This is a genomic window from Flavobacterium sp. TR2 (assembly GCF_025252405.1).
Taxonomy (GTDB): Bacteria; Bacteroidota; Bacteroidia; order Flavobacteriales; family Flavobacteriaceae; genus Flavobacterium.
The window spans coordinates 116,084-138,026 of the sequence record NZ_CP104307.1; the positions used below are offsets into that span (position 1 = coordinate 116,084).

Genomic DNA, 21,943 nt, shown 5'->3' on the forward strand with positions numbered 1-21,943 from the left:
ATTAGATAATTATGAAAATGTGTCCATTAGGCAAATTATTAATTAAATAATGCTTTAACAATAAAGAACGAAACCTAAATGGTTTTTTCCTATTTTGAAATTTTCGCCTTACCTTGTATAAGAATTTATAAATCAGTAAAATATGAAAGCGAAACTAGAACTGACCGTTTGCCTAATTGCAGGATTACTATTTGGGTTTTCTGCAAACGCACAAAAAACTGTAATTAAAAAAGAAGCTCTACCAGCAAACGCACAAACATTCTTAAAAACACATTTTGGATCTAAAAAACCGAGCTATATACTGGAAGACAAAGAAATTCTTTCTACAGAATACAAAGTTCAGTTTGACAATAAAATTGAAATTGAATTTGACAAAAAAGGAAACTGGAAAGAAGTGGATGCTAAAACTGGAAAAATTCCAAAATCTATTATTCCGAAAAAAATTGCATCTTATATAAAAACTAATTTCCCTAAAGAAGATGTAACCAAAATAGAACTTGGAAGTTCTGGCTACGAAACTAAATTGAGCAACGGTTTAGAATTGAAATTCAACCTAAAAGGAGATTTTATTAAAATTGATAAATAGGTTCAATTAGAAAATATGCTAATTGGAAAATTAGAAAATTCTCTAAAACCTTAAAATAACAAAACCCGACAGTTTTTTAACACCTGTCGGGTTTGCAAAAAATTATCTAATTGACTAATTTTCTAATCATCTCATTAAAGTTAGTCTTTTCTCCATTTTTTAGTTTCTTCAAAAATATGTTCCATAATTGCTACTTCAGTTGCATCGAATTCTATATTTCTTCGGCTCATCACTAATCTTGCTGTTTCAAAAGCCTTTTTAGTTACATAAGTCGTAAATCCTGCCGCACCACCCCAAGAAAAACTTGGAACAAAGTTGCGAGGAAATCCGCTTCCAAAAATATTAGCGCTTACACCAACTACAGTACCCGTATTAAACATTGTGTTGATTCCGCATTTACTGTGATCTCCCATCATTAAACCGCAAAACTGAAGTCCCGTTTTAGCAAAGCCTTCTGTTTCATAGCTCCATAATTTCACTTCTTCGTAGTTATTTTTCAGATTCGAATTATTAGAATCTGCGCCAATATTGCACCATTCACCTAATACAGAATCTCCTAAAAATCCTTCGTGACCTTTATTTGAATTGGCAAAAAGTACTGAGTTCTTCACTTCTCCTCCTATTCTTGATCCAGGCCCAACCGTTGTAGCGCCATAAACCTTAGCCGACATTTTTACCATTGCATTTTCGCATAAAGCAAATGGTCCGCGAATTACGGTTCCTTCCATAATTTCAGCATTCTTACCTATATATATAGGACCGGTCGATGCATTTAAAGTCACAAACTCTAGTTTTGCCCCTTCTTCGATAAAAATATTCTCTGGCGAAATTACATTGACACTTTTAGGAATTGGCTGAGATGTACGGTCTTCGGTCAGATATTTAAAATCCTGACGAATCGCAGCATCATTTTTAGAGAAAATATCCCAAGTATGTTCAATAGTAATACAATCTTCGTTGTAATGAATAATTTCGTAAGAATCAAAATCGACTTCTTCCTGATTTTCGTTCGCAAAAAATGCAATTACGTCTTCTCCTTTAAAAATTGCCTGATTTTCTGTCAAATTAGAAACCATCTCAGCAAGCGTATCATTTGGCAAATATGCTGCGTTGATCATTATATTTTCCTCCATTTCAACCATCGGAAATTTTTCAGACAAATATTCTTCAGTTATCGTAGTGATGGTAGAACCAAGATATTTTTCCCATTTCTGGCGAATTGTCATAATTCCTACCAAAATATCAGCTACTGGCCGTGTAAAAGTAAAGGGTAATAAAGCATTCCGAACGGGACCGTCGAAAAGAATGTAGTTCATAAATAATTGAGTGTTTGTTAAAATTTGATTTGGTTACCTGGCTTCAAAGTTACAAATATTTATGTTTTACATTAAGCAAGTTTATATGTAAATAGCCACGAATTCACGAATTGATACAAATTACATCATACTACTGATTTCACAAATACTTTAAACATAAGCTTTACAAAAGAATAATTCGTGAATTCGTGGCTAATAAAAAAACAAAAAAAAACCTTCCAGAATTGGAAGGCTTTTGTATAATTTAAAACAGCTATTATTTTTTAGCGTGTTTAGCATATTTAGTTTTGAATTTATCAATACGTCCTGCAGTATCGATAAGTTTAGATTTACCAGTATAAAAAGGGTGAGATGTTCTAGAAATCTCCATTTTTACAACTGGATACTCAACTCCGTCAACTTCAATTGTTTCTTTTGTATCTGCAGTAGATTTAGTGATAAAAACCTCATCATTCGACATGTCTTTAAATGCAACTAATCTGTAATTTTCTGGGTGAATTCCTTTTTTCATCTTTTCTTTTATTTATTGTTTGGAGTATCTTTATTTTGAAGCTTTTTCATGGTTAGAAAAAGGTGTAAACAAATAACACTCTTTTTTGTTTAAAAATTTAATTATTTTTGAGTGTGCAAATTTACAATTCTTTTTTAATAAACAAACAGTTAGCCTACTTTTTTTTAGTTTATTTCGAAAAGCTTTTTTTATATCCGATTATAGTGGGAATTACTATATTTGTGGATTAATTTTAAACATAGCGAAATATGATTAATGAAGTTATAAAAAAGAATGGAGTTACGTATGGTGTAATGATCGGAATTGCATCGGCTTTGGTTACCGCTACAATCTATGCTGTTGATTTAAACTTATTTACAGCTTGGTGGATGGGAATACTAGGAATCGTAATAAGTCTTACAATTAGTATCATCCTACTTTCTAAAACTAAGAAAGATTTAAACGGTGTTTTTCCTTTTAAAGATGCTTTTACTACTTATTTTATAGCTGCAGTAATTGGTATTTTAATCTCTACAACTTTCAACATTGTATTATTTAATGTAATTGATCCGGGCGCAAAAGACACTTTGAGCGAAATTATGATCAAATATACTGTTGGTATGATGCAGAAATTTGGCACGCCAGCCTCTGCAATTAACGAAGCTGTTGCTAAAATGAAAGAAAGCAATCCGTATTCTACTTTTGAATTATTAAAAGGATCTGTTTTTGCTATGGTTATAAGCGCAATTTTCGGATTAATTTTCGCCGCATTTTTTAAAAGCAAATCTACACAAGAATAAAAATATAAATGAATTTATCTATACTTATACCGCTTCTAAACGAGGAGGAATCACTTAAAGAACTCTATACTTGGATCATTAAAGTGATGCAGTCTAACAATTACTCTTATGAAATCATTTTTGTAGATGATGGCAGTACAGATAATTCTTGGCAGATTATTGAAGGTTTCTCTAACGAAAACCCAAATGTAAAAGGGATTCGTTTCATGAAAAATTTTGGAAAATCTCAGGCTTTACACGCTGGTTTTGCAAAAGCTAAAGGCGATGTTATTATCACAATGGATGCTGACTTGCAAGATAGCCCAGATGAAATTCCTGAATTGTACGAAATGATTACGGCTCAGAAATACGATCTAGTTTCTGGCTGGAAAAAGAAGCGCTACGATTCTGTTGTGGCAAAAAATCTTCCGTCAAAATTGTTTAACTGGGCGGCTAGAAAAACTTCTGGCGTTGAGCTGAATGATTTCAACTGCGGATTGAAAGCTTACAAAAATGTTGTGGTAAAAAACATTGAAGTTTCTGGAGAAATGCACCGCTATATTCCTGTTTTGGCTAAAAATGCAGGATTCGGAAAAATTGGCGAAAAAGTAGTCATTCACCAAGCTAGAAAATATGGTGAAACTAAATTTGGAATGGAACGTTTTATAAACGGTTTCCTAGATTTGATTACCATTTGGTTTTTATCAAGATTCGGAAAAAGACCAATGCACTTATTTGGCGCTATGGGCTCTTTAATGTTTATTATCGGCTTTTTAGCGGCTGGATATATTGGAATTTCAAAACTATACCATATGTATACCGGAATGAAATATAGCCTGGTTACAAACAATCCGTGGTTTTATATTGCCTTAACTACAATGGTTCTTGGAACTCAGCTATTCTTAGCAGGATTCTTGGGCGAAATTATTTTAAGAACAAAAAATAATGAAGCTCGATATAAAGTAGCCCGAGAGGTTAATTTTTAACGGAAAGCCCTAGCCCTGATGGGAACGGCATCCTTTTGTGGTGGGGTTCACCACAAAAGATATAGTGTACAGCAGGATTAGCTCCTGAAAAAAAACTTATCTTTAATTAAAATTTTAAAAAGACATTACATGAATATCGCACCAAATATATTAAACGCCGTAAATGAATGGCTAACACCAACATTTGATCAGGAAACGCAAGCCGCTGTTAAGGAATTAATGACTACTTCGCCAAAAGAACTTGAAGAGAGTTTTTACAAAAACTTAGAGTTTGGAACTGGTGGAATGCGCGGTGTAATGGGCGTTGGAGATAACAGAATCAACAAATATACGCTTGGGAAAAACACTCAGGGATTATCTGATTACTTGCATAAGGTTTTTCCAAACGAACCATTGAAAGTTGTTATTGCTTATGACTGCCGTCATAACAGTAATACGCTGGCAAAAGTGGTAGCCGATGTTTTCTCTGCAAACGGAATTCAGGTTTATTTGTTTTCTGATTTGAGACCAACTCCAGAATTATCTTTTGCTCTTAAATATTTAAAATGCCAATGCGGAATTGTTTTAACGGCTTCTCACAATCCGCCAGAGTACAACGGTTATAAAGTATATTGGCAAGATGGAGGACAGATTGTTCCTCCGCAAGACAAAGAAATTGTCAATGTGATTGAAAGTTTAGGTTATGACAAAATCAAATTTAACGCAAACGAAAGTTTGATTCAGTATATTGACACAGAACTTGACAAGGCATTTATAAAATCGTCTATCGAAAATGCAAGTTTTAGTACTCCAGCTGAAGCCAAAGACAATCTTCACATTGTTTTCACTTCATTGCACGGAACTTCTATAAAATCAATTCCAGATGTTTTAGCTCAAGCTGGATATAAAAATGTTCATATTGTTCCTGAACAGGCTATACCAGATGGAGACTTCCCAACTGTAAAATCTCCAAATCCAGAAGAACCAGAAGCTTTAACTATGGCTTTGGCTCTGGCAGACAAAACAGATTCTGACATTGTAGTAGGAACAGATCCTGACTGCGACCGTTTAGGAGTTGCTGTTCGCAACAATGACGGCAAAATGATTTTGTTGAACGGAAACCAAACGATGGTTTTAATGACTTCTTTCCTATTGAAACAATGGAAAAAAGCAGGCAAACTTAATGGAAAACAGTTCGTTGGTTCAACAATCGTTTCAACTCCAATGATGATGGAATTGGCGACAAGTTATGGAGTTGAGTGTAAAGTTGGTCTGACTGGCTTTAAATGGATCGCAAAAATGATCAAAGATTTTCCTGAACTTGAATTTATTGGAGGTGGCGAAGAAAGTTTCGGATTTATGGTTGGTGATGCCGTTAGAGACAAAGATGCTGTTGCCGCTACTTTATTGATTTGCGAGGTTGCCGCTCAAGCCAAAGCAGCAGGAAGCTCTGTTTACAAAGAACTTTTACAGCTTTATGTTGAAAATGGTTTTTACAAAGAATTCTTAGTTTCTTTAACAAAAAAAGGAATGGAAGGTTTACAGGAAATCAACCAAATGATGATTGATTTGCGCGAGAATCCTCTGAAAGAAATTAACGGACAAAGAGTTATAATGGTCGAAGATTACCAATCGTCTATTGCTTTAAATTTATTAGACGGTTCAGAATCAACTATGGATATTCCGAAATCGAATGTATTGATTTATTACACAGAAGACGGATCTAAAATTTGTGCAAGACCAAGCGGAACTGAGCCTAAGATTAAATTCTACATTAGTGTAAATGCTGAAATCGAATCAGTTTCAGATTTTGATGAAGCAGAAAGTTTCTTAGACCAGAAAATTCAGAATATCATTGCAGATATGCAATTGAAATAATAACAATGAGTGACAAACTCTTCATATTGCAATTTTGCAGACAATGTCTGCACAATTGATTAAGTTCAATTTTTACAACTCTGATTTACATTTTGAACAAATGCAAATCAGAGTTTTTTAATAAAAAAAAGCAAAAAGAAATTGAAACCACACCAATTAAATTAATTTTGTGCAGTAAAAATTTTCCAGAACAAATTTAATTACAACAAAAAAATATTGCTATGACTTAAAAGAGCATTAGCAAAGCAGAAAAATAATATTCAAAAATAAATGAGTAATTTCAAAAAAATAGTTCCTTTTATATACCCATATAAGAAGTATGCGTTCTTAAATATCTTTTTCAATATTTTGTATGCGCTTTTCAGCACACTTTCGTTTGTTGCTTTAATACCGATGCTTCAGGTATTATTTGACAAAACCAAAGAAAACAATGTAAAGCCCGTATACAATGGCCTTTTGCACATTAAAGAATATGGGGAAAACTATTTAAGCTATTATATCACCACCTCAAAAGGAACTCATGAATCTGGCTATGTATTGTCTGTCATGGTGGCCATAATCATCTCAATCTTTTTATTGAAAAATTTAGCTGATTATTTGGCTATGTTTTTCATCAATTTTTTGAGAAATGGCGTTTTAAAGGATATGCGAAATGCATTGTACAAAAAAACATTAGAACTTCCATTGGCTTTTTATTCTGAAAAAAGAAAAGGAGATGTAATTTCTAGAATTTCAGCAGACGTAAACGAGGTTCAAAACTCCTTCTTAGCAATCCTAGAGCTTATTGTAAAAGAACCTTTAACGATTGTTTTTACCATAGCTACGATGCTTATTATCAGTGCCAAACTGACTTTATTCGTCTTCATTTTTATTCCTGTTTCTGGATACATCATTTCATTAATCGGAAAACAGCTTAAAAAACAATCTAGCAAAGCCCAAGAAGAACAAGGAAAGTTTCTTTCTACAATCGAGGAAACAATTGGCGGATTAAAAGTGGTAAAAGGATACAATTCTGAAAACTATTTTAATAAAGTTTTTCAAGATTCTACAGAACGCTTTTTTACTTTATCAAATAGCATTGGCAACCGTCAGAACTTGGCTTCTCCTGCCAGTGAATTTATGGGAATTACAGTTATTGCCATTTTGCTTTGGTATGGAGGCCAGATGGTTTTGATTGATAAAACTTTAGAAGGTGCTGCATTTATCGCGTATATGGGATTAGCTTATAATATTCTAACTCCTGCAAAAGCCATTTCTAAAGCTTCTTACGGAGTAAAAAGAGGAAATGCCGCAGCAGAACGTGTTCTTGAAATTTTAGAACAAGAAAACACTATTGTTTCTAAAGAAAATGCAATCGAAAAAACAACTTTTGATGACAACATCACGGTTCAAAATATAAACTTTAAATATGAGGAAGAAACTGTTTTAAAAGATTTTTCTCTTAAAATTAAAAAAGGACAAACCGTTGCGCTTGTTGGACAATCTGGAAGCGGTAAAAGTACGATTGCAAATTTATTGACTCGTTTCTACGATGTTAATGATGGATCTATTTCTATTGACGGCATCAATATTAAAGACATGAACCTGCAATCGCTTCGCAGCTTGATGGGGCTAGTAACACAAGACAGTATTTTATTTAATGACACTATTAAAGCAAATATCGCTTTAGGAAAATTAGACGCTACTGACGACGAAATTATCGAAGCGCTAAAAATTGCAAACGCATATGAATTCGTAAAAGATCTTCCGCAAGGAATCTACACCAATATCGGAGACAGCGGAAACAAACTTTCAGGCGGACAAAAACAGCGACTATCTATCGCTCGTGCCGTTCTTAAAAACCCGCCGATTATGATCTTAGACGAAGCAACATCGGCATTGGATACTGAAAGCGAAAAATTTGTGCAGGTGGCACTTGAAAATATGATGCAGAACAGAACTTCAATTGTGATTGCACACCGTCTCTCAACAATTCAAAAAGCAGATGTGATTGTGGTAATGCAAAAAGGAAAAATCGTTGAGCAAGGAACCCACGACGAATTGATTGCAAAAAACGGAACGTACAATAAGCTGGTAACGATGCAGTCTTTCGAATCGTAAGCTTTTCACATAAAAATAATCTAACACAGATTAAGGAAATATTAAAACTCAGTTTAATTTCTTTAATCTGTGTTTATTTTTATAACTTTAGGATAGTTAAAGATTGAAATTTAATTCTTTCAGAAAATGTATCTTAACAACCCCAACATAAAACTTCCTGACGATCCCGATACTATTGTTTGGAAGTATCTAGACCTATCTAAATTTCTTGATTTATTGCTTTCGAAAAAACTTTTCATGTCACGTTCAGACAAGTTTGAAGACCAATACGAAGGAACTTTTAGCGAACCTACGTATGAAGAGATTAAAAAACTTGCCGTAGACAATCCTGAGTTTTTAAATTATTACAAAACGCATCGCGAAAAAGTAGCGATCAGCAGCTGGCACATCAACGAATATGAATCTTTTGCCATGTGGCAGATTTTTACCAAAAATAATGAAGGTCTAGCTATTCAATCCACAATTAAAAGACTGCAAAAAGCTGTAAAACCCGAAAACAATTTTGACCAGTACATTGGCGAAGTAAAATACATTGACTACAAAAAAGAATACATTCCGTTTGATGATTTATTCTTTCCATTTTTATTTAAAAGAAAAAGTTTCCAATACGAAAGAGAAGTCCGAATCTTGAGTGACACTTCAAAAAGCGATATCAAATTAAACGACGGGTTAAAAATCAATGTAGACATCAATCAATTGATCGAGAAGATATACATCCATCCGAAATCTGAAAACTGGTACAAAAAACTGGTAATTGAGTTGGTAGAACGCCTAGGTTTTGGTTTCGAAATTGAAAAATCGGATCTGGAAAGTGACATATTGATTTGAAGGTGCTAAGGTTCTGAGGAGCTAAGTTTTTTTTAACCACAGATTTAATTTTTCAGTTACTGATGATGTTCCGCAGGAACATTTCATTGGTAGAAAAATTAAATAGTTACGGTTATTTTTCGTTCCGTTGGAACGTTTGATTTTGATACATTTTTTTTACAATGCAGCGCATTTAAACGTTCCGGAACGTAAATTGGCTGGCATGATTTTTTTCTACCGACTAGACATTTCTACGGAATGACGAGTCGGCTTATAAAAATGAAAAACGCTTTTTCATTAATGAAAACCATTTAAAAAAGAGAGGCTGTTTCTACTTAATGAAACAGCCTCTCTTTTTATAAAAATCTTTCTCCTCAAAATCTGTGGCGAAAAAACTTAGAATCTTAGCCTCCGAGAACCTTAACAACTTAAACTCTTAGATCGGTTTATAGTTCTTCACTTCCCATTTTTTTGAAGCCAAATCTATATAATTATAGTGCAACACATCATTTTTATCAAATTGCCCATTTTGGTTGGTATCTTCGATAGTTCTAAAATACAAACGATTTTTAGACTCGATTAAGCTCCAATCTACCAGCTCTTGAAGGTCTGCAGAAACTTTGGTGAAATTTTCTCCGCTAATGTCACTTAAATATAAAGTTTTGATATCGCTAGTGTCTATTTTACCATCTTTATTGGTATCTGAATCCGTCAGCGTGTAAACCATCACATTATTATGCGTTCTGTCGGCAACTGTTTTCAAATAAGTAGCCGTTAAAATCAAAACTGGCTTATCTGACAAAGGTCGGATAGAATCTGAATCAACTTTTTGGAATTTTAAATTCTGAAGATATCCTGTAATTTCATATTCGCCTAAATTAGAAATCGTAAAACTCACATCATTTACGCTTGAAGAACCAAAACGCGCTTTAGAACCCCTTTCATAAACTCTTAAGTCTCCAACTGGATGAATTAAATAATCAGTTCCTTCCAACTGAATCGGAAGATCTGCAATTTCGATTTGAGTCGAATCGGTTTTAGCAACACTTACTTTGTTTGAAGCGCCGTAACTTACTTTTGGTTTCTGAACTTCTTCTCGGCAGCTGATTACTGTTCCGACAAGTATTAGGGCGATATATTTAAAATACTTTTTCATCTACAATGATTATATACGATTATCAAATATACTATTTTTGATTGTATTTTTTGTTTTTATTGAATTTTATAAAGAATCGCAAAACTACATTACAGCCTCGCATTTATCTTAACGTTAAAAACCCTCGAAGTCATATAATTTGGTATCGCATATTGATTTTTTGAGTACACATCGCGAACCCACGTATTTGTAATGGCGTTTTGATTATTGAAAAGATTAAAAATTTCTAACCCAACAGCCAATTCTTTAAAGTTTTTCAGCCAGCCTTTTTTTGTATTTTGCGTACTAGCATCTACAAAAACTTTTGCAAAACCAATATCAGCTCTTCTGTAATCATTTAATCTGTTTTGGTACAGATACGGATCAGTATATGCTGGCGCACCTCCTGGCAAACCTGTATTGTAAACCAAATTCAAATATACTTTTACGCTTGGAATGTTTGGCATATAATCTTGAAACAGCATCGCAAATTTCAAACGCTGATCTGTCGGACGAGCAATGTAGCCTTTGTTTTCGTAATTTTCTTCAGTTTTCATATATCCAAAACTCACCCAAGATTCAGTTCCCGGCACAAATTCTCCGTTTAATCTAAAATCAAGGCCTTGCGCATAAGCTTTTGCATTGTTGTTGGCAACATAACGAATTCGGACATTGTCAATCGAATATACATTTACATCAGAAAGCGATTTATAATAAAGCTCCGTCACCCATTTGAAAGGACGGTTCCACATTTTAAAATCATAATCATTTCCTAAAACCACATGAATGGCTTCCTGAGCTTTTACATTCGGATTTACAACTCCGTCCAAATCACGTAATTCTCTGTAAAATGGAGGCTGATGATACAATCCGCCCGAAATCCTGAAAACCATATCGCGATCCCAATCTGGTTTTATGGCAAATTGCGCACGTGGACTTACTACAAACTGTGTTTTTCCTTCTTCTAAAGCTCCCGCAACATTCCAGCCTTGAAAACGCGCTCCCAGATGATACCAAATCTGGCTCGAACCAATTTCCGACTGCTTGTTCCATTGCGCATAACCCGAAAATCGATTTATAGTATTGAAATTAGTCGCTCGAATATTTTGATAAGGCAAAAGCGGTCCCGTGTAAGGCGTATAAGGCTGATTATTTTTTGGAAGAATAACCAAAGGCGGGTTTATAGAAAACCCTGCCGAATCAATCACTTCCCACTCCACTACTCGATCTCGAATTGATTCTCTTGTATATTTTAAGCCAAACTCTAACTGGCTTTCTTTCCAGTCTTTAGTTCCTTTCAGTTCAATATTTGCGATTAAGGCATCCAAGTCATTTCGGGCATGGTTTAGTTGAGAACCAATTCCGCGGGTAAAATCAATTGCAGAGGCATCTTCAGGATCTTCAGTATTTACATTTCCTAAACGATATTGTGCCAAAATATCAAAATGCTCTTTTTCTGTGGTATGAAATAAAGACCCAATTAATTTCAGCGTAAGTGTAGGCGATGCTTTATAAGTCGTTTTTAAAGCTCCAAAATAGGTATTGTATTGGTCTTTTTCCTGTCCGTCGTAATAAACCGCAAGCGCCATTGGCTGATCTGCCGTTCCAAAATTAGTTTGGCGCACCAAAGGTTCATACGAATATTTATTCTGAGAAATATTTCCTAAAAAGCTCATTTGCCATTTTTCAGAAATATCATAATTCACATTAGTCTGAATATCTCCAAAAGTCGGTTTGTAATTGGTCTCTGTATCTTGACTATTGACCAAAAGGCTGTTGTTCCTATAACGGACTCCTGTTACGGCCGACCATTTTTTGTTTTTAGAAACCAAATCGACTGCCGCACTTCCGCCCAAAAAACTGGCTTCAAATGCTGCTCCAAATTGAGTTGGCTTGCGATAGGTGATATCTAAAACAGAAGACAATTTATCTCCAAATTTAGCTTGAAATCCGCCCGCAGAAAATTCAACATTCTGAACCAAATCAGTATTGGTAAAACTAAGTCCTTCCTGCTGTCCAGAACGAATTAAAAATGGGCGATATACTTCTACTTCGTTTACATAAACCAAGTTTTCATCATAATTCCCGCCGCGAACCATATATTGCGTGCTCAATTCGTTATTTGAATTAACCCCGGGAAGCGTTTTCAGAATATTTTCGATTCCTGCGTTTGCACCTGGAATCTTTTTTATGGTTTCAGTGTCAACAGATGTAATTCCTTGAACTCGTTTTCTATTTCCAGAAGAAACAAAAACTTCTCCCATTTGCTCTTCAGAATTACTCATGATCGGATTAAAAACATACACTTCATTTGTTTTCAAACTAACGGTCAAACTCATCATTTTTAACGAAACGTGAGTAAAAATTAGAGAGACTTTTTTGTTTGACGGAATTACAATTTCATAAAAGCCATTAGAGTCAGACTGCACAAAAGCATCTTGTGAAGAAACATTTACTCCCATAACAGGATGTTTTTCACTATCTAAAATCAATCCCTTAATACGGGCGTTTTGAGCTAATGCGATACAGCTGAAAAATAAAAAGAGAAAAGCGAATGTAAACCTGTTATAACTCAAAGATTTCGGGTTTTATTTTTGTTGACTTCTAAAAAAACGAGTTTCAAAGATAGTAGTATTTCCTACATTATCAACAACTTCAACTTTCAAAATATTTTCTCCTTCCGCCAAATACTGATCATCAAAAGTATGAGTAATTCTTCTGAGTTTATTTTCGTATTCAAACAAAACCCAACTTCCGTTCAAATAGCCGTTGTAAGATTTAATTCCAGACAAAGAATCGTTTATCGTAAAGTCAATTTTCTTTTGATCGCTAATCCATTTTCCTTCTATGGGTTTTGCAATTTTAACCACTGGAGCAATCGTATCCAGAACCAATCCGTATGTGCCCAATATTTTGGCTTTTGCCGTAAAAACATCCCCTTTTCTAATGGTACCGTTGTAACTTGTTCCTTTTCCAATATAAAGTTTATCTCGTAAAGCTTCTGGATAAGAGGAATCTTTTATGGTAATCGTAAAATTAGAATGCACAGGCACTGTATCATCGTGAATATAAATTTTATTATTTCTCACATCAAAATTCATATTAAAATCATCATAAAAAGTTCCAGCTGGAAAGAAAACCGACATATTATCTTTCTCAAAATTCGAATCTCTATTATATTTGATAAAATACTGCCCGTTAGCAGGCTCAGCTTCTACAAACGGTGTTGCAGCATCAAACTCAATTGGAACCGTAATCGAATTCATATTCCCAAAATAGTCTGAAACCTCAATTTTATAATTCGAAGTTAGATTAGGCTCTGCTTTTACAATACCTCTAAGCGAATCTGTTTTGATAATACTCAAAGCAAAAGGCGTTTTCATAAAAAGTTTCTGTACACGTTGTCCCGATTTTTTATATCTAGAATAATCGATCAAAGCATTTACATAACGCATTTCATCAAAAGAATACGTATTAAACTGATAATTATAATTCTGATTTCCGTTTAAAAAAGTCGAAACATTAAAGACCCCATTTTTGTTATGCGAAACATCATCGGTATCAACGGCATTAATCCCGAAACCAATTTTTCCGTTTGCTTTAACTTTAGAAGCCAAGTAAGTTCCGTCTTTTTGAAGCGCCATATTAACCAGCAAAGGCTGTTTAGATTGATTTACCGTTGCATTATCCAAAGGATAAACATACAAACTAGACAAGGTAGGTTTTTTGGTATCTTTTATATTTTGGTCAAAGCCAAAGAAAATTGGGTTGATGACAAATTCAGTTTTTGTATCTCTTATTTCAAAATGAAGATGCGGCCCTTCTGATGAACCCGTATTTCCTGAAAGCCCAATTATATCGCCTTTTGCAACTGGAAGTTCTCCAGGTTTTGGAAACATTTCAATTTCATACGCCTTTTCTTTGTAATGCGTTTTTTTTACATAATCTAAAATTGCACCAGTTGGCGTCTGCAAATGCCCATAAACAGAAGTATAACCATTTGGATGCGTAATATAAATGCATTTTCCGTTTCCGAAAGTCGAAATTTTAATTCGCGAAACATACCCATCAGCAATTGCGTGTACGCTCAAACCTTCTCTCTGATTGGTTTTTAAATCAAAACCAGCATGAAAATGATTGGGTCTCAACTCCCCAAAATTACCGGAAAGCTGCATTGGAATATCTAGTGGAGGACGAAAATAGTCTTTAGGATATTGCGTTTGCGCACAAATAAAATTACAAATCAGAAGGGCAAGGACAGAAAATCTCATAGGGAACATTTTTGCTAAGATAAAAAATTAACAGGGGAAAACCGAAGATAATCGCCATAAAAACACAATAACTTGAATTTCATTTATTTGCTTATTTTTAATGTAAAAAAATCGATAAAAAATTGCATTAATAAAAAGGAATACTAACTTTGTATGATTAAGTAATGAATAGGATGTATAATGAGTGTAATTGCAGAAATAATTGATACTCTTGAATATAAAGTTGAAAAGCTTTTTGAGAAATCAAAAGCCTTTGAACAAAACAATCAAGTATTACGATTAGAACTAGCCAAAGCTGCGCAAATTATCCAGAAACAATCTGAGGAAATGGAAGCTTTGAAGAAGCAAAATGAAACACTTAAGATAGCCAATTCGTTGCTCGGCAGCGACAATAACAAGAGAGAGACAAAGCTTAAAATAAATTCATTAATTCGCGAAATTGATTACTGCATAGCACAACTATCAGATTAATAATATGGACGGAAAGCTTAGAATTAAAATATCAATTGCCGACCGAGTTTACCCACTTACGGTTGAACCGGCTCAGGAAGAAGGACTTAGAAGTGCTTCTAAAAAAATTGATGCCATGATCAAGCAGTTCGAAGAAAATTACGCGGTTCGTGACAAACAAGATGTTCTAGCTATGTGCGCATTGCAATTTGCATCGCAGGTAGAACAAAAACATATTGATAATGCAATCGATGGAGAAGAGACTATCGAAAGAATTAAAAGATTGAATACGCTTTTAGATCAATATCTCGAAAATTAAACGTTCTTTACAGAAACTAAGATACTGCCTACATTAGTTCACATTTGGTAAACTCAACACTAACAATTTAGAATGAGCAAATCGTCGCTACTATAGTATGCCCTCCTTTTGGCTGGGAAACTTGAACAGTGAGTTAGCTCAAAACTTGTCTTTACGAGTTTATACAAGCAATTAATGTAGGCTTTTTTTATATATAAACCCTAACAAACATGGACATCATAACGATCATTATTGGTATTGTAGGTATTGCGGCAGGATTTGCAATAGCTAAAATTATCGAGAAAAGTAATATTTCAAACCTAATTAAAAACGCTAAAAAAGAAGCAGCCTCTATCTTAAAAGACGCTAATTTAGAAGCTGAAAACATCAAAAAAGACAAAATTCTTCAAGCAAAAGAGCGTTTTATCGAATTAAAATCAGAGCACGAACAAGTAATTTTAGCACGTGACAAAAAAGTTGCTGAAGTAGAAAAACGCGTCCGCGATAAAGAATCTCAAGTTTCTAACGAACTTTCTAAAGCTAAAAAAATAAACGAAGATTTTGAAGCTAAAACTGCTGAATACAACAATAAAATTGAAGTTTTAGACAAAAAACAAGCTGAAGTTGATAAACTTCACAAAAGCCAATTACAGCAATTAGAAGTAATTTCTGGTCTTTCTGCTGAAGAAGCAAAAGAACAATTGGTAGAAGGCTTAAAAGCTGAAGCTAAGACAAAAGCAATGTCTCATATTCAAGAAACAATTGAAGAGGCAAAATTGACTGCACAGCAGGAAGCTAAAAAAATCATCATCAACACTATTCAAAGAGTAGGAACAGAAGAAGCGGTTGAAAACTGCGTTTCTGTTTTCAACATTGAATCTGACGATGTAAAAGGTAGAATTATCGGACGTGAAGGACGTAACATTAGAGCGCTTGAAGCTGCAACAGGAGTAGAAATCATTGTTGACGATACGCCAGAAGCAATTATCCTTTCTTGTTTCGATCCTGTTCGTAGAGAAATTGCCCGTTTGTCTTTACACAAATTAGTAACTGACGGACGTATTCACCCAGCACGTATCGAAGAAGTTGTTGCTAAAACAGCTAAACAAATCGACGACGAAATTATCGAAGTTGGAAAACGTACGGTTATCGACTTAGGAATTCACGGTTTGCACCCAGAATTAATTAAAGTTGTTGGTAGAATGAAATACCGTTCTTCTTACGGACAAAACTTATTACAGCACTCAAGAGAAGTTTCTAAACTTTGCGGTATCATGGCTGCAGAATTAGGACTAAACGTGAAATTGGCAAAAAGAGCTGGTTTATTACACGATATCGGAAAAGTGCCAGACACAGAAAGCGACTTGCCACACGCACTTTTAGGTATGCAGTGGGCTGAGAAATACGGAGAGAAAGAAGAAGTATGCAACGCTATTGGAGCGCACCACGATGAAATTGAAATGAAATCTCTTCTGTCTCCAATTATTCAAGTTTGCGATGCGATTTCTGGAGCTAGACCAGGCGCAAGACGTCAGGTTCTTGATTCATACATTCAACGTTTGAAAGACCTTGAAGATGTAGCTTACGGGTTCAGCGGAGTTAAAAATGCTTACGCCATCCAAGCTGGTAGAGAGCTTCGCGTAATTGTAGAAAGTGAAAAAGTTTCTGATGATAATGCTGCAAACTTATCTTTCGAAATTTCACAAAAAATTCAAACCGAAATGACTTATCCTGGACAGGTAAAAGTTACAGTTATTAGAGAAACAAGAGCTGTAAATATTGCTAAATAAATCTAAGGAACATCATAAAAATAAAGGGCTGTCAATTGACAGCCCTTTATTTTTATATCTAGCTTATCGCAAGCTTACATATCATTAAAAATAATTTTAAAACTCGTCCCCACTCCTACTTCGCTTTCTACTTCAACAGTTCCTTTCATCGCTTCAATTTGATTTCTTGTAATATACAGACCAATACCTCGCGCTTCTTCATGCTTATGAAAGGTTTTATACATACCAAACAACAAATCTCCATAAACCTTCAAATCGATTCCGAGACCGTTATCTGTAATTTTAAGCGATTTAAAACCTTCTGGTTCGATTGCAAAATCAAAAGTTATGATTGGATCTCGATCTGGATGTGCGTACTTAATTGCATTTGTTGTAAAATTCAGCAAAACACTTTCCATATACGCCGGATTAAAATTAATCGTTAAATACTTCGGGACGTTGTTTACAATAGTGACATTACGCTGTTTATCGTAACCTTTGATGGTCGAAATAGTTTTTTCGATATACTCACAGAGCTTAAGCGGTACTACAGCAATATTAATATTACTCTGCGTTTTTACGATTTGAGTCAGATTTGAAATGGTATCATTTAAATCGTTAGAAACAGCGCGCAAATATTCCAGCATTTCTGATACAGTCTGTTTGCTAACATCAGCATCAATAAGATCTAAAATCGATTTTATATTTCCAGCTTGCGTATTTAAATTATGAGAAACAATATGCGAAAAGTTCAGCAAACGGCTATTTTGATCGCTATACAGTTTCATTGTTTTCATTAGCTCCAGCTCCTTCTCTTTTTGAGCAGAAACATCTGTATGAGTTCCAATAACGCGTAAAGGCTTTCCGTTTTCATCACGTTTAATAACCTTTCCCCGATCCAAAATCCATTTGTAATTGCCACTTGAAGTCATTACCCGATGATAATTCTCGTAGTATGGAATCTTATTATCAAAATGTTCGTGAATATCTGAATAGTATTTTGGAAGATCGTCTGGATGAACGATTTTATCCCAGCGTTCGGGGTCATCAAAAATATCAGTAGATTCCAGTTCCAAAATTTTAAGGGACAATGAAGAGTAAAAAACACTATTGGTAACCATATCCCAATCCCAAATTCCAGCCGTGGAAGCATCAAGAGCAAACTGAAAACGTTCTTCAGAAATCCGAAGCTTTTCTTCTTTATCTTTTAATTCGGTTATATCCGAAACATGACCATAAAAAATCACATTTCCATTTGCTGCAGATTCGGTTTTAGCCACAATTTTAAACCAGCGAATCCCTTTTTTAGGAAGAGCTGCTCTAAATTCAATTTCCCAAGGCTTTATTTCCTTTCTTGCCTTGACCAAAGACTGAAAAAAAAATTCACGATCCTGCGTTAAAATTCGATCGTAAACTATAACCTTTATATCATTATTAAAATCCGCTGCAGAAAGTTCAAATATCTCATCTGCCGATTTACTTACAAGTGGAAAAGTGTAATTATTATCAGCGTCAATAACAAACTGAAAAAGCAGGTCGGGCATTTCGGCCAACAATTTTTTGTAAAAATTATTTACCTCTAAGCAATCTTCATTTCCATACAAATCAAAAACCATATACTACCTTTTAATGTAAATAAAATACTCTAGCACTCCCCTTGAAAAAGAAAGAAAAATCATGGATTTTTACTCTTTTGCTTTTATTACAACAAGATTTTAACACAATATATAAATTTTTACAATATTATATGCATAATCGAGTAAATTATTTTCTCGGATGAAAACTATGCATTACTTCCTTCAAAAAGCTCCGATCTAAATGCACATAAATTTCTGTTGTTGTAATAGACTCATGTCCAAGCATTAATTGAATTGATCTTAAATCTGCTCCGTTTTCTAGTAAATGTGTAGCAAAAGAATGACGCAATGTATGGGGACTTATGCTTTTTTGCAGTCCCATTTTTTGAGCAAGGTCTTTTATGATAGTAAAAACCATTGCACGAGTCAGCTGATTTCCGCGGCGATTTAAAAACAAAGTATCTTCGGCTCCTTTTTTAATATTGAGATTACAGCGAACAGCATTTCTATAAATATCAATGTACTTTTGAGTTAACGGTCCTATTGGCACAAATCTTTCCTTGTTTCCTTTACCAGTAATTTTGACAAAACCTTCATCAAAAAAAAGATCCGAAATTTTCAGTGTAATCAATTCTGAAACACGTAATCCGCAACCGTACAAAGTTTCGAGCATGGCTCTGTTTCGCTCGCCTTCATTGGTGCTTAAATCTATTATTTCTATTAAAGCATCTATTTCCTGAAGCGATAAAGTATCGGGCAATTTACGGCCTGTTTTTGGCGCTTCAATTAATTCTAAAGGATTATCGTTTCTATAATCTTCAAAAACCAGATAATTAAAAAAACTTTTAAGTCCAGAAATAATCCGTGCCTGTGACCTCGGATTTACCTCTTTAGCGACCGTGTAAATAAACTGCTGTAAAGTTTCATCGGAAATTTTTATTGGCGAAACATCAATCTGATTGGTTTCTAAAAAAAGGCACAAACGTTCTATATCAAAGCCGTAGTTTTCTATTGTATTCTTAGACAATCCCCTTTCAATCCTCAAATACGACTGATAATCTTTTATATATCTGCTCCAATTCATATTTACAAAGTAAGTAATTTTTTGGCATAAAAAAACCTTCCTGTTTTGAGGAAGGTTCTTTAAAAAATTTTTAATTTCTTAATTAAATTTATAAGCCGCAGTTATAGCAAAAACACTGTTTTTTGGACTATCGTAATATTCATCCCAAGTATCTGCATCATTATCTGCAATATTAGACAAACCTACTGTATAACGAGCACCAACTGAGAAGTTATCAGTAAAGTTATATCCAAGTCCGAAATTAAATCCTGTATCAACAGATTTGAAACCATCTTTCACATCTCTGCCTTCACTTTTAGCAGAAACTAAAAATCCTAATTGTGGTCCAGCCTCAGCAGTAAATTGTTTTGTGATATAAAACTTCGCTAAAACAGGCACATTAATATAATTTAATTTAGTATCAAAATCGTTATCACCAATCACCTGAATTCTAGCGCCCTGAGTAGAAAATAAAAGCTCTGGCTGAATAGACAATCTTTCAATAACTTTAATCTCAGCAAAACCTCCTACTTGAAAACCTACTAAAGAGTTAGCGTCCCAATAATTTCCACCTGCAAAAGTTGTAATATTAAGACCTCCTTTTATTCCAAATCTTGTTTCCTGAGCATTTGAGAATGCAAAAGCCATAATAGCAATGGCAGATAAAATAATTTTTTTCATTCTAATTTGTTTTGGGTTAAATTAATGGGTCAAATATAAAAATATTCTTCATAAAACTACATTAGGAATTTAACAAATAAAATAGTAACTAACACATTGATTGTTAATTTAAGATTAAGCCAGCTTAAAAAAAATAAATTTCGAGCACAAAAATTCAATAAAAAAGCCTTTCCCAAAATGAGAAAAGCTTCAAAAAAATTATCAAAACATCTTTTTTTTAGAATTTATAACCAACAGATAATGAAATTACATTGTTATGAATTTTTGAATCAGAGGAATCAAGAGGATCAGATGATTTAAAAATATTAGACATTCCAAAATTATATCTAACGCCTGCTGATATGTTTTCTGTAAAATCATATCCTGCACCAACATTTAGTCCGAAATCAACGCTTTTAAAAGAATCTTTAACACTTTCATTTCCAGAATACTTTTCTCCTTCAGAAGAAGTTTCCTCCCATTTGCTTTTTGCACCTAATAGAAAGCCAATTTGCGGACCAGCTTCTACGCTAAATTTATTAACAATGTAATATTTTGCTAATACAGGAACATTCAAATAGCTTGTGTTAATATTTTCTTTATAAGTGTAAGTTTCTCCATTTTCTTTAATTTTTGCACCTTGAGCAGAATATAAAACCTCTGGCTGAATAGAAAACTTATCTGAAAGCTTTAGCTCGGCAAAACCTCCTGCTTGAAAACCTACTTTAGATGACACATTTTCAATATCACCTGTAAAAGTTGAAAGATTTATTCCCCCTTTTACTCCAAACTTAACATTTTGCGCATTTGTAAAACTAAACACCATTACCGCAATAGCAACTAAAAATTTTTTTTTCATTGTATAAACTATTATTTGATTAATATTTGCCAAAAGTAGGGCTTGGACTACAAAAAAAATTCAGCAATAAGCTTAAAAAACATCAAAATAAGACAAAAATAAAATCGGCATAGACATCTTGGAAATCAAAAACTTAAAAGAATATTAGCACAAAATTTTATGCAAAAAAACATTTTGAATGGGAATTTTATTAATTATTTAATCAAAAATATAATGCAATAAAATGCTAAATATGTAGTTTTGATTCACAAATAACATTTATATACCACATTTAAAAACCTTTTTAAAATTCTAAAAACCTTTTTATGAAGAAAATACTTTTAGCAGCTGTTATGTTCATTGCAACATCAGCGGCAGTAAACGCACAATTTGTACAAATCGGGGTTAAAGCAGGGGTTAATTTTGCAAACCAAACTGGAGGTTCTGATTTTGATGGAATTTCTGTTGACAAAGAAGGAATTACAAGTTACCATGCAGGGCTTGTAGCTGAACTTAAATTATTAGAAAAATTCTCAATTCAACCAGAGCTTTTATATACTACACAAGGAGCAACTTATAAAAATGCTGTTTCAGAATTTAAAAACGAAATGGGTTATATCGCTATTCCTGTAATGGCAAAAATCTATATGACAAAATCTCTAAGTTTAGAACTTGGTCCACAGGCGTCATTCCTTGTTAGCAAGAAAAAAGAATTTGATGTGGCAGATCCAAACACATTTGACTTCTCTCTTAATGCAGGTTTAGGATTAAAAGTTGTTGGAGGTCTTTTTGTTCAAGCTCGTTACGGAATAGGTTTGACAGAGATTTCAAAAGAAGCTGATTTTAAAAACTCTGTATTCCAACTTTCAGCTGGATATATGTTCTAAAAGAATATCACATACTTTTATAAAAACCGCTCTAATTATTAGTGCGGTTTTTTTATTTTTACAAAGTTCAATGA

The 21,943-nt window shown here is 33.9% G+C and carries 19 protein-coding genes; 10 read left to right on the forward strand and 9 right to left on the reverse strand.

Annotation, left to right across the window (positions count from 1 at the left end):
• The first annotated feature begins 142 nt into the window (after positions 1-142).
• Positions 143-586, forward strand: a complete 444-nt coding sequence (locus N4T20_RS00575; protein WP_260671231.1) for a PepSY-like domain-containing protein — start codon at positions 143-145, stop codon at positions 584-586.
• A gap of 140 nt (positions 587-726) precedes the next feature.
• Here N4T20_RS00575 and N4T20_RS00580 read toward each other — a convergent pair whose 3' ends face one another.
• Together N4T20_RS00580 and N4T20_RS00585 are read right to left on the reverse strand one after the other, a co-directional pair.
• Positions 727-1,902, reverse strand: a complete 1,176-nt coding sequence (locus N4T20_RS00580; RefSeq protein ID WP_260671232.1) for a GlmU family protein — start codon at positions 1,900-1,902, stop codon at positions 727-729.
• 256 nt (positions 1,903-2,158) lie between these two features.
• On the reverse strand, positions 2,159-2,413 hold the full coding sequence (locus N4T20_RS00585) for a type B 50S ribosomal protein L31 (protein WP_008464817.1): 255 nt from the start codon (positions 2,411-2,413) through the stop codon (positions 2,159-2,161).
• Positions 2,414-2,661: 248 nt separating this feature from the next.
• Here N4T20_RS00585 and N4T20_RS00590 point away from each other — a divergent pair, with 248 nt between their 5' ends.
• The 5 genes from N4T20_RS00590 to N4T20_RS00610 all read left to right on the forward strand — a co-directional run bounded on the left by N4T20_RS00590 (position 2,662) and on the right by N4T20_RS00610 (position 8,942).
• Positions 2,662-3,192, forward strand: a complete 531-nt coding sequence (locus N4T20_RS00590; RefSeq protein ID WP_260671233.1) for a DUF4199 domain-containing protein — start codon at positions 2,662-2,664, stop codon at positions 3,190-3,192.
• An 8-nt stretch (positions 3,193-3,200) separates the two neighbouring features.
• Positions 3,201-4,157: a glycosyltransferase family 2 protein gene (locus N4T20_RS00595; RefSeq protein WP_260671234.1), complete on the forward strand. Its 957-nt coding sequence runs from the start codon at positions 3,201-3,203 to the stop codon at positions 4,155-4,157.
• Between the two features lie 129 nt (positions 4,158-4,286).
• Complete coding sequence (locus N4T20_RS00600; protein ID WP_260671235.1) at positions 4,287-6,014, forward strand: phospho-sugar mutase; 1,728 nt, start codon at positions 4,287-4,289, stop codon at positions 6,012-6,014.
• 270 nt (positions 6,015-6,284) lie between these two features.
• Positions 6,285-8,114, forward strand: a complete 1,830-nt coding sequence (locus N4T20_RS00605; RefSeq protein ID WP_260671236.1) for an ABC transporter ATP-binding protein — start codon at positions 6,285-6,287, stop codon at positions 8,112-8,114.
• Between the two features lie 126 nt (positions 8,115-8,240).
• Entirely contained in the window at positions 8,241-8,942 is a 702-nt protein-coding gene (locus N4T20_RS00610; RefSeq protein WP_260671237.1) for a DUF2971 domain-containing protein, read from the forward strand.
• A gap of 415 nt (positions 8,943-9,357) precedes the next feature.
• Here N4T20_RS00610 and N4T20_RS00615 read toward each other — a convergent pair whose 3' ends face one another.
• The 3 genes from N4T20_RS00615 to N4T20_RS00625 form a co-directional block, all read right to left on the reverse strand.
• Positions 9,358-10,077, reverse strand: coding sequence for a hypothetical protein (locus tag N4T20_RS00615; protein ID WP_260671238.1), 720 nt, complete (start codon positions 10,075-10,077; stop codon positions 9,358-9,360).
• An 89-nt stretch (positions 10,078-10,166) separates the two neighbouring features.
• Complete coding sequence (locus N4T20_RS00620) at positions 10,167-12,632, reverse strand: TonB-dependent receptor (RefSeq protein WP_260671239.1); 2,466 nt, start codon at positions 12,630-12,632, stop codon at positions 10,167-10,169.
• Between the two features lie 12 nt (positions 12,633-12,644).
• Positions 12,645-14,327 (reverse strand): M23 family metallopeptidase, encoded by a 1,683-nt coding sequence (locus N4T20_RS00625; RefSeq protein ID WP_260671240.1) that lies wholly within the window; start codon positions 14,325-14,327, stop codon positions 12,645-12,647.
• Positions 14,328-14,507: 180 nt separating this feature from the next.
• On the opposite strand from N4T20_RS00625, the gene N4T20_RS00630 reads away from it, so the two are divergent.
• The 3 genes from N4T20_RS00630 to rny all read left to right on the forward strand — a co-directional run bounded on the left by N4T20_RS00630 (position 14,508) and on the right by rny (position 16,865).
• Positions 14,508-14,798, forward strand: coding sequence for a hypothetical protein (locus N4T20_RS00630; protein WP_008464802.1), 291 nt, complete (start codon positions 14,508-14,510; stop codon positions 14,796-14,798).
• A 4-nt stretch (positions 14,799-14,802) separates the two neighbouring features.
• Positions 14,803-15,096, forward strand: a complete 294-nt coding sequence (locus N4T20_RS00635) for a cell division protein ZapA (protein WP_260671241.1) — start codon at positions 14,803-14,805, stop codon at positions 15,094-15,096.
• 209 nt (positions 15,097-15,305) lie between these two features.
• Positions 15,306-16,865, forward strand: coding sequence for a ribonuclease Y (rny, locus tag N4T20_RS00640; protein ID WP_111363704.1), 1,560 nt, complete (start codon positions 15,306-15,308; stop codon positions 16,863-16,865).
• A gap of 74 nt (positions 16,866-16,939) precedes the next feature.
• On the opposite strand, the gene N4T20_RS00645 is transcribed toward rny, so the two are convergent.
• The 4 genes from N4T20_RS00645 to N4T20_RS00660 form a co-directional block, all read right to left on the reverse strand.
• Positions 16,940-18,460 carry a sensor histidine kinase gene (locus tag N4T20_RS00645; protein WP_260671242.1) on the reverse strand — a complete coding sequence of 507 codons (1,521 nt, stop codon included), beginning with the start codon at positions 18,458-18,460 and terminating at the stop codon, positions 16,940-16,942.
• Positions 18,461-18,608: 148 nt separating this feature from the next.
• A complete protein-coding gene (xerD, locus tag N4T20_RS00650; protein WP_260671243.1) occupies positions 18,609-19,505 on the reverse strand; it encodes a site-specific tyrosine recombinase XerD in 897 nt (298 codons plus the stop codon).
• A 78-nt stretch (positions 19,506-19,583) separates the two neighbouring features.
• On the reverse strand, positions 19,584-20,165 hold the full coding sequence (locus tag N4T20_RS00655; RefSeq protein ID WP_260671244.1) for a porin family protein: 582 nt from the start codon (positions 20,163-20,165) through the stop codon (positions 19,584-19,586).
• A gap of 217 nt (positions 20,166-20,382) precedes the next feature.
• Complete coding sequence (locus N4T20_RS00660) at positions 20,383-21,003, reverse strand: porin family protein (protein WP_260671245.1); 621 nt, start codon at positions 21,001-21,003, stop codon at positions 20,383-20,385.
• A gap of 305 nt (positions 21,004-21,308) precedes the next feature.
• Between N4T20_RS00660 and N4T20_RS00665 the strand changes: the two genes are divergently transcribed.
• Positions 21,309-21,869, forward strand: coding sequence for a porin family protein (locus N4T20_RS00665; RefSeq protein WP_260671246.1), 561 nt, complete (start codon positions 21,309-21,311; stop codon positions 21,867-21,869).
• Positions 21,870-21,943 lie beyond the last annotated feature (74 nt).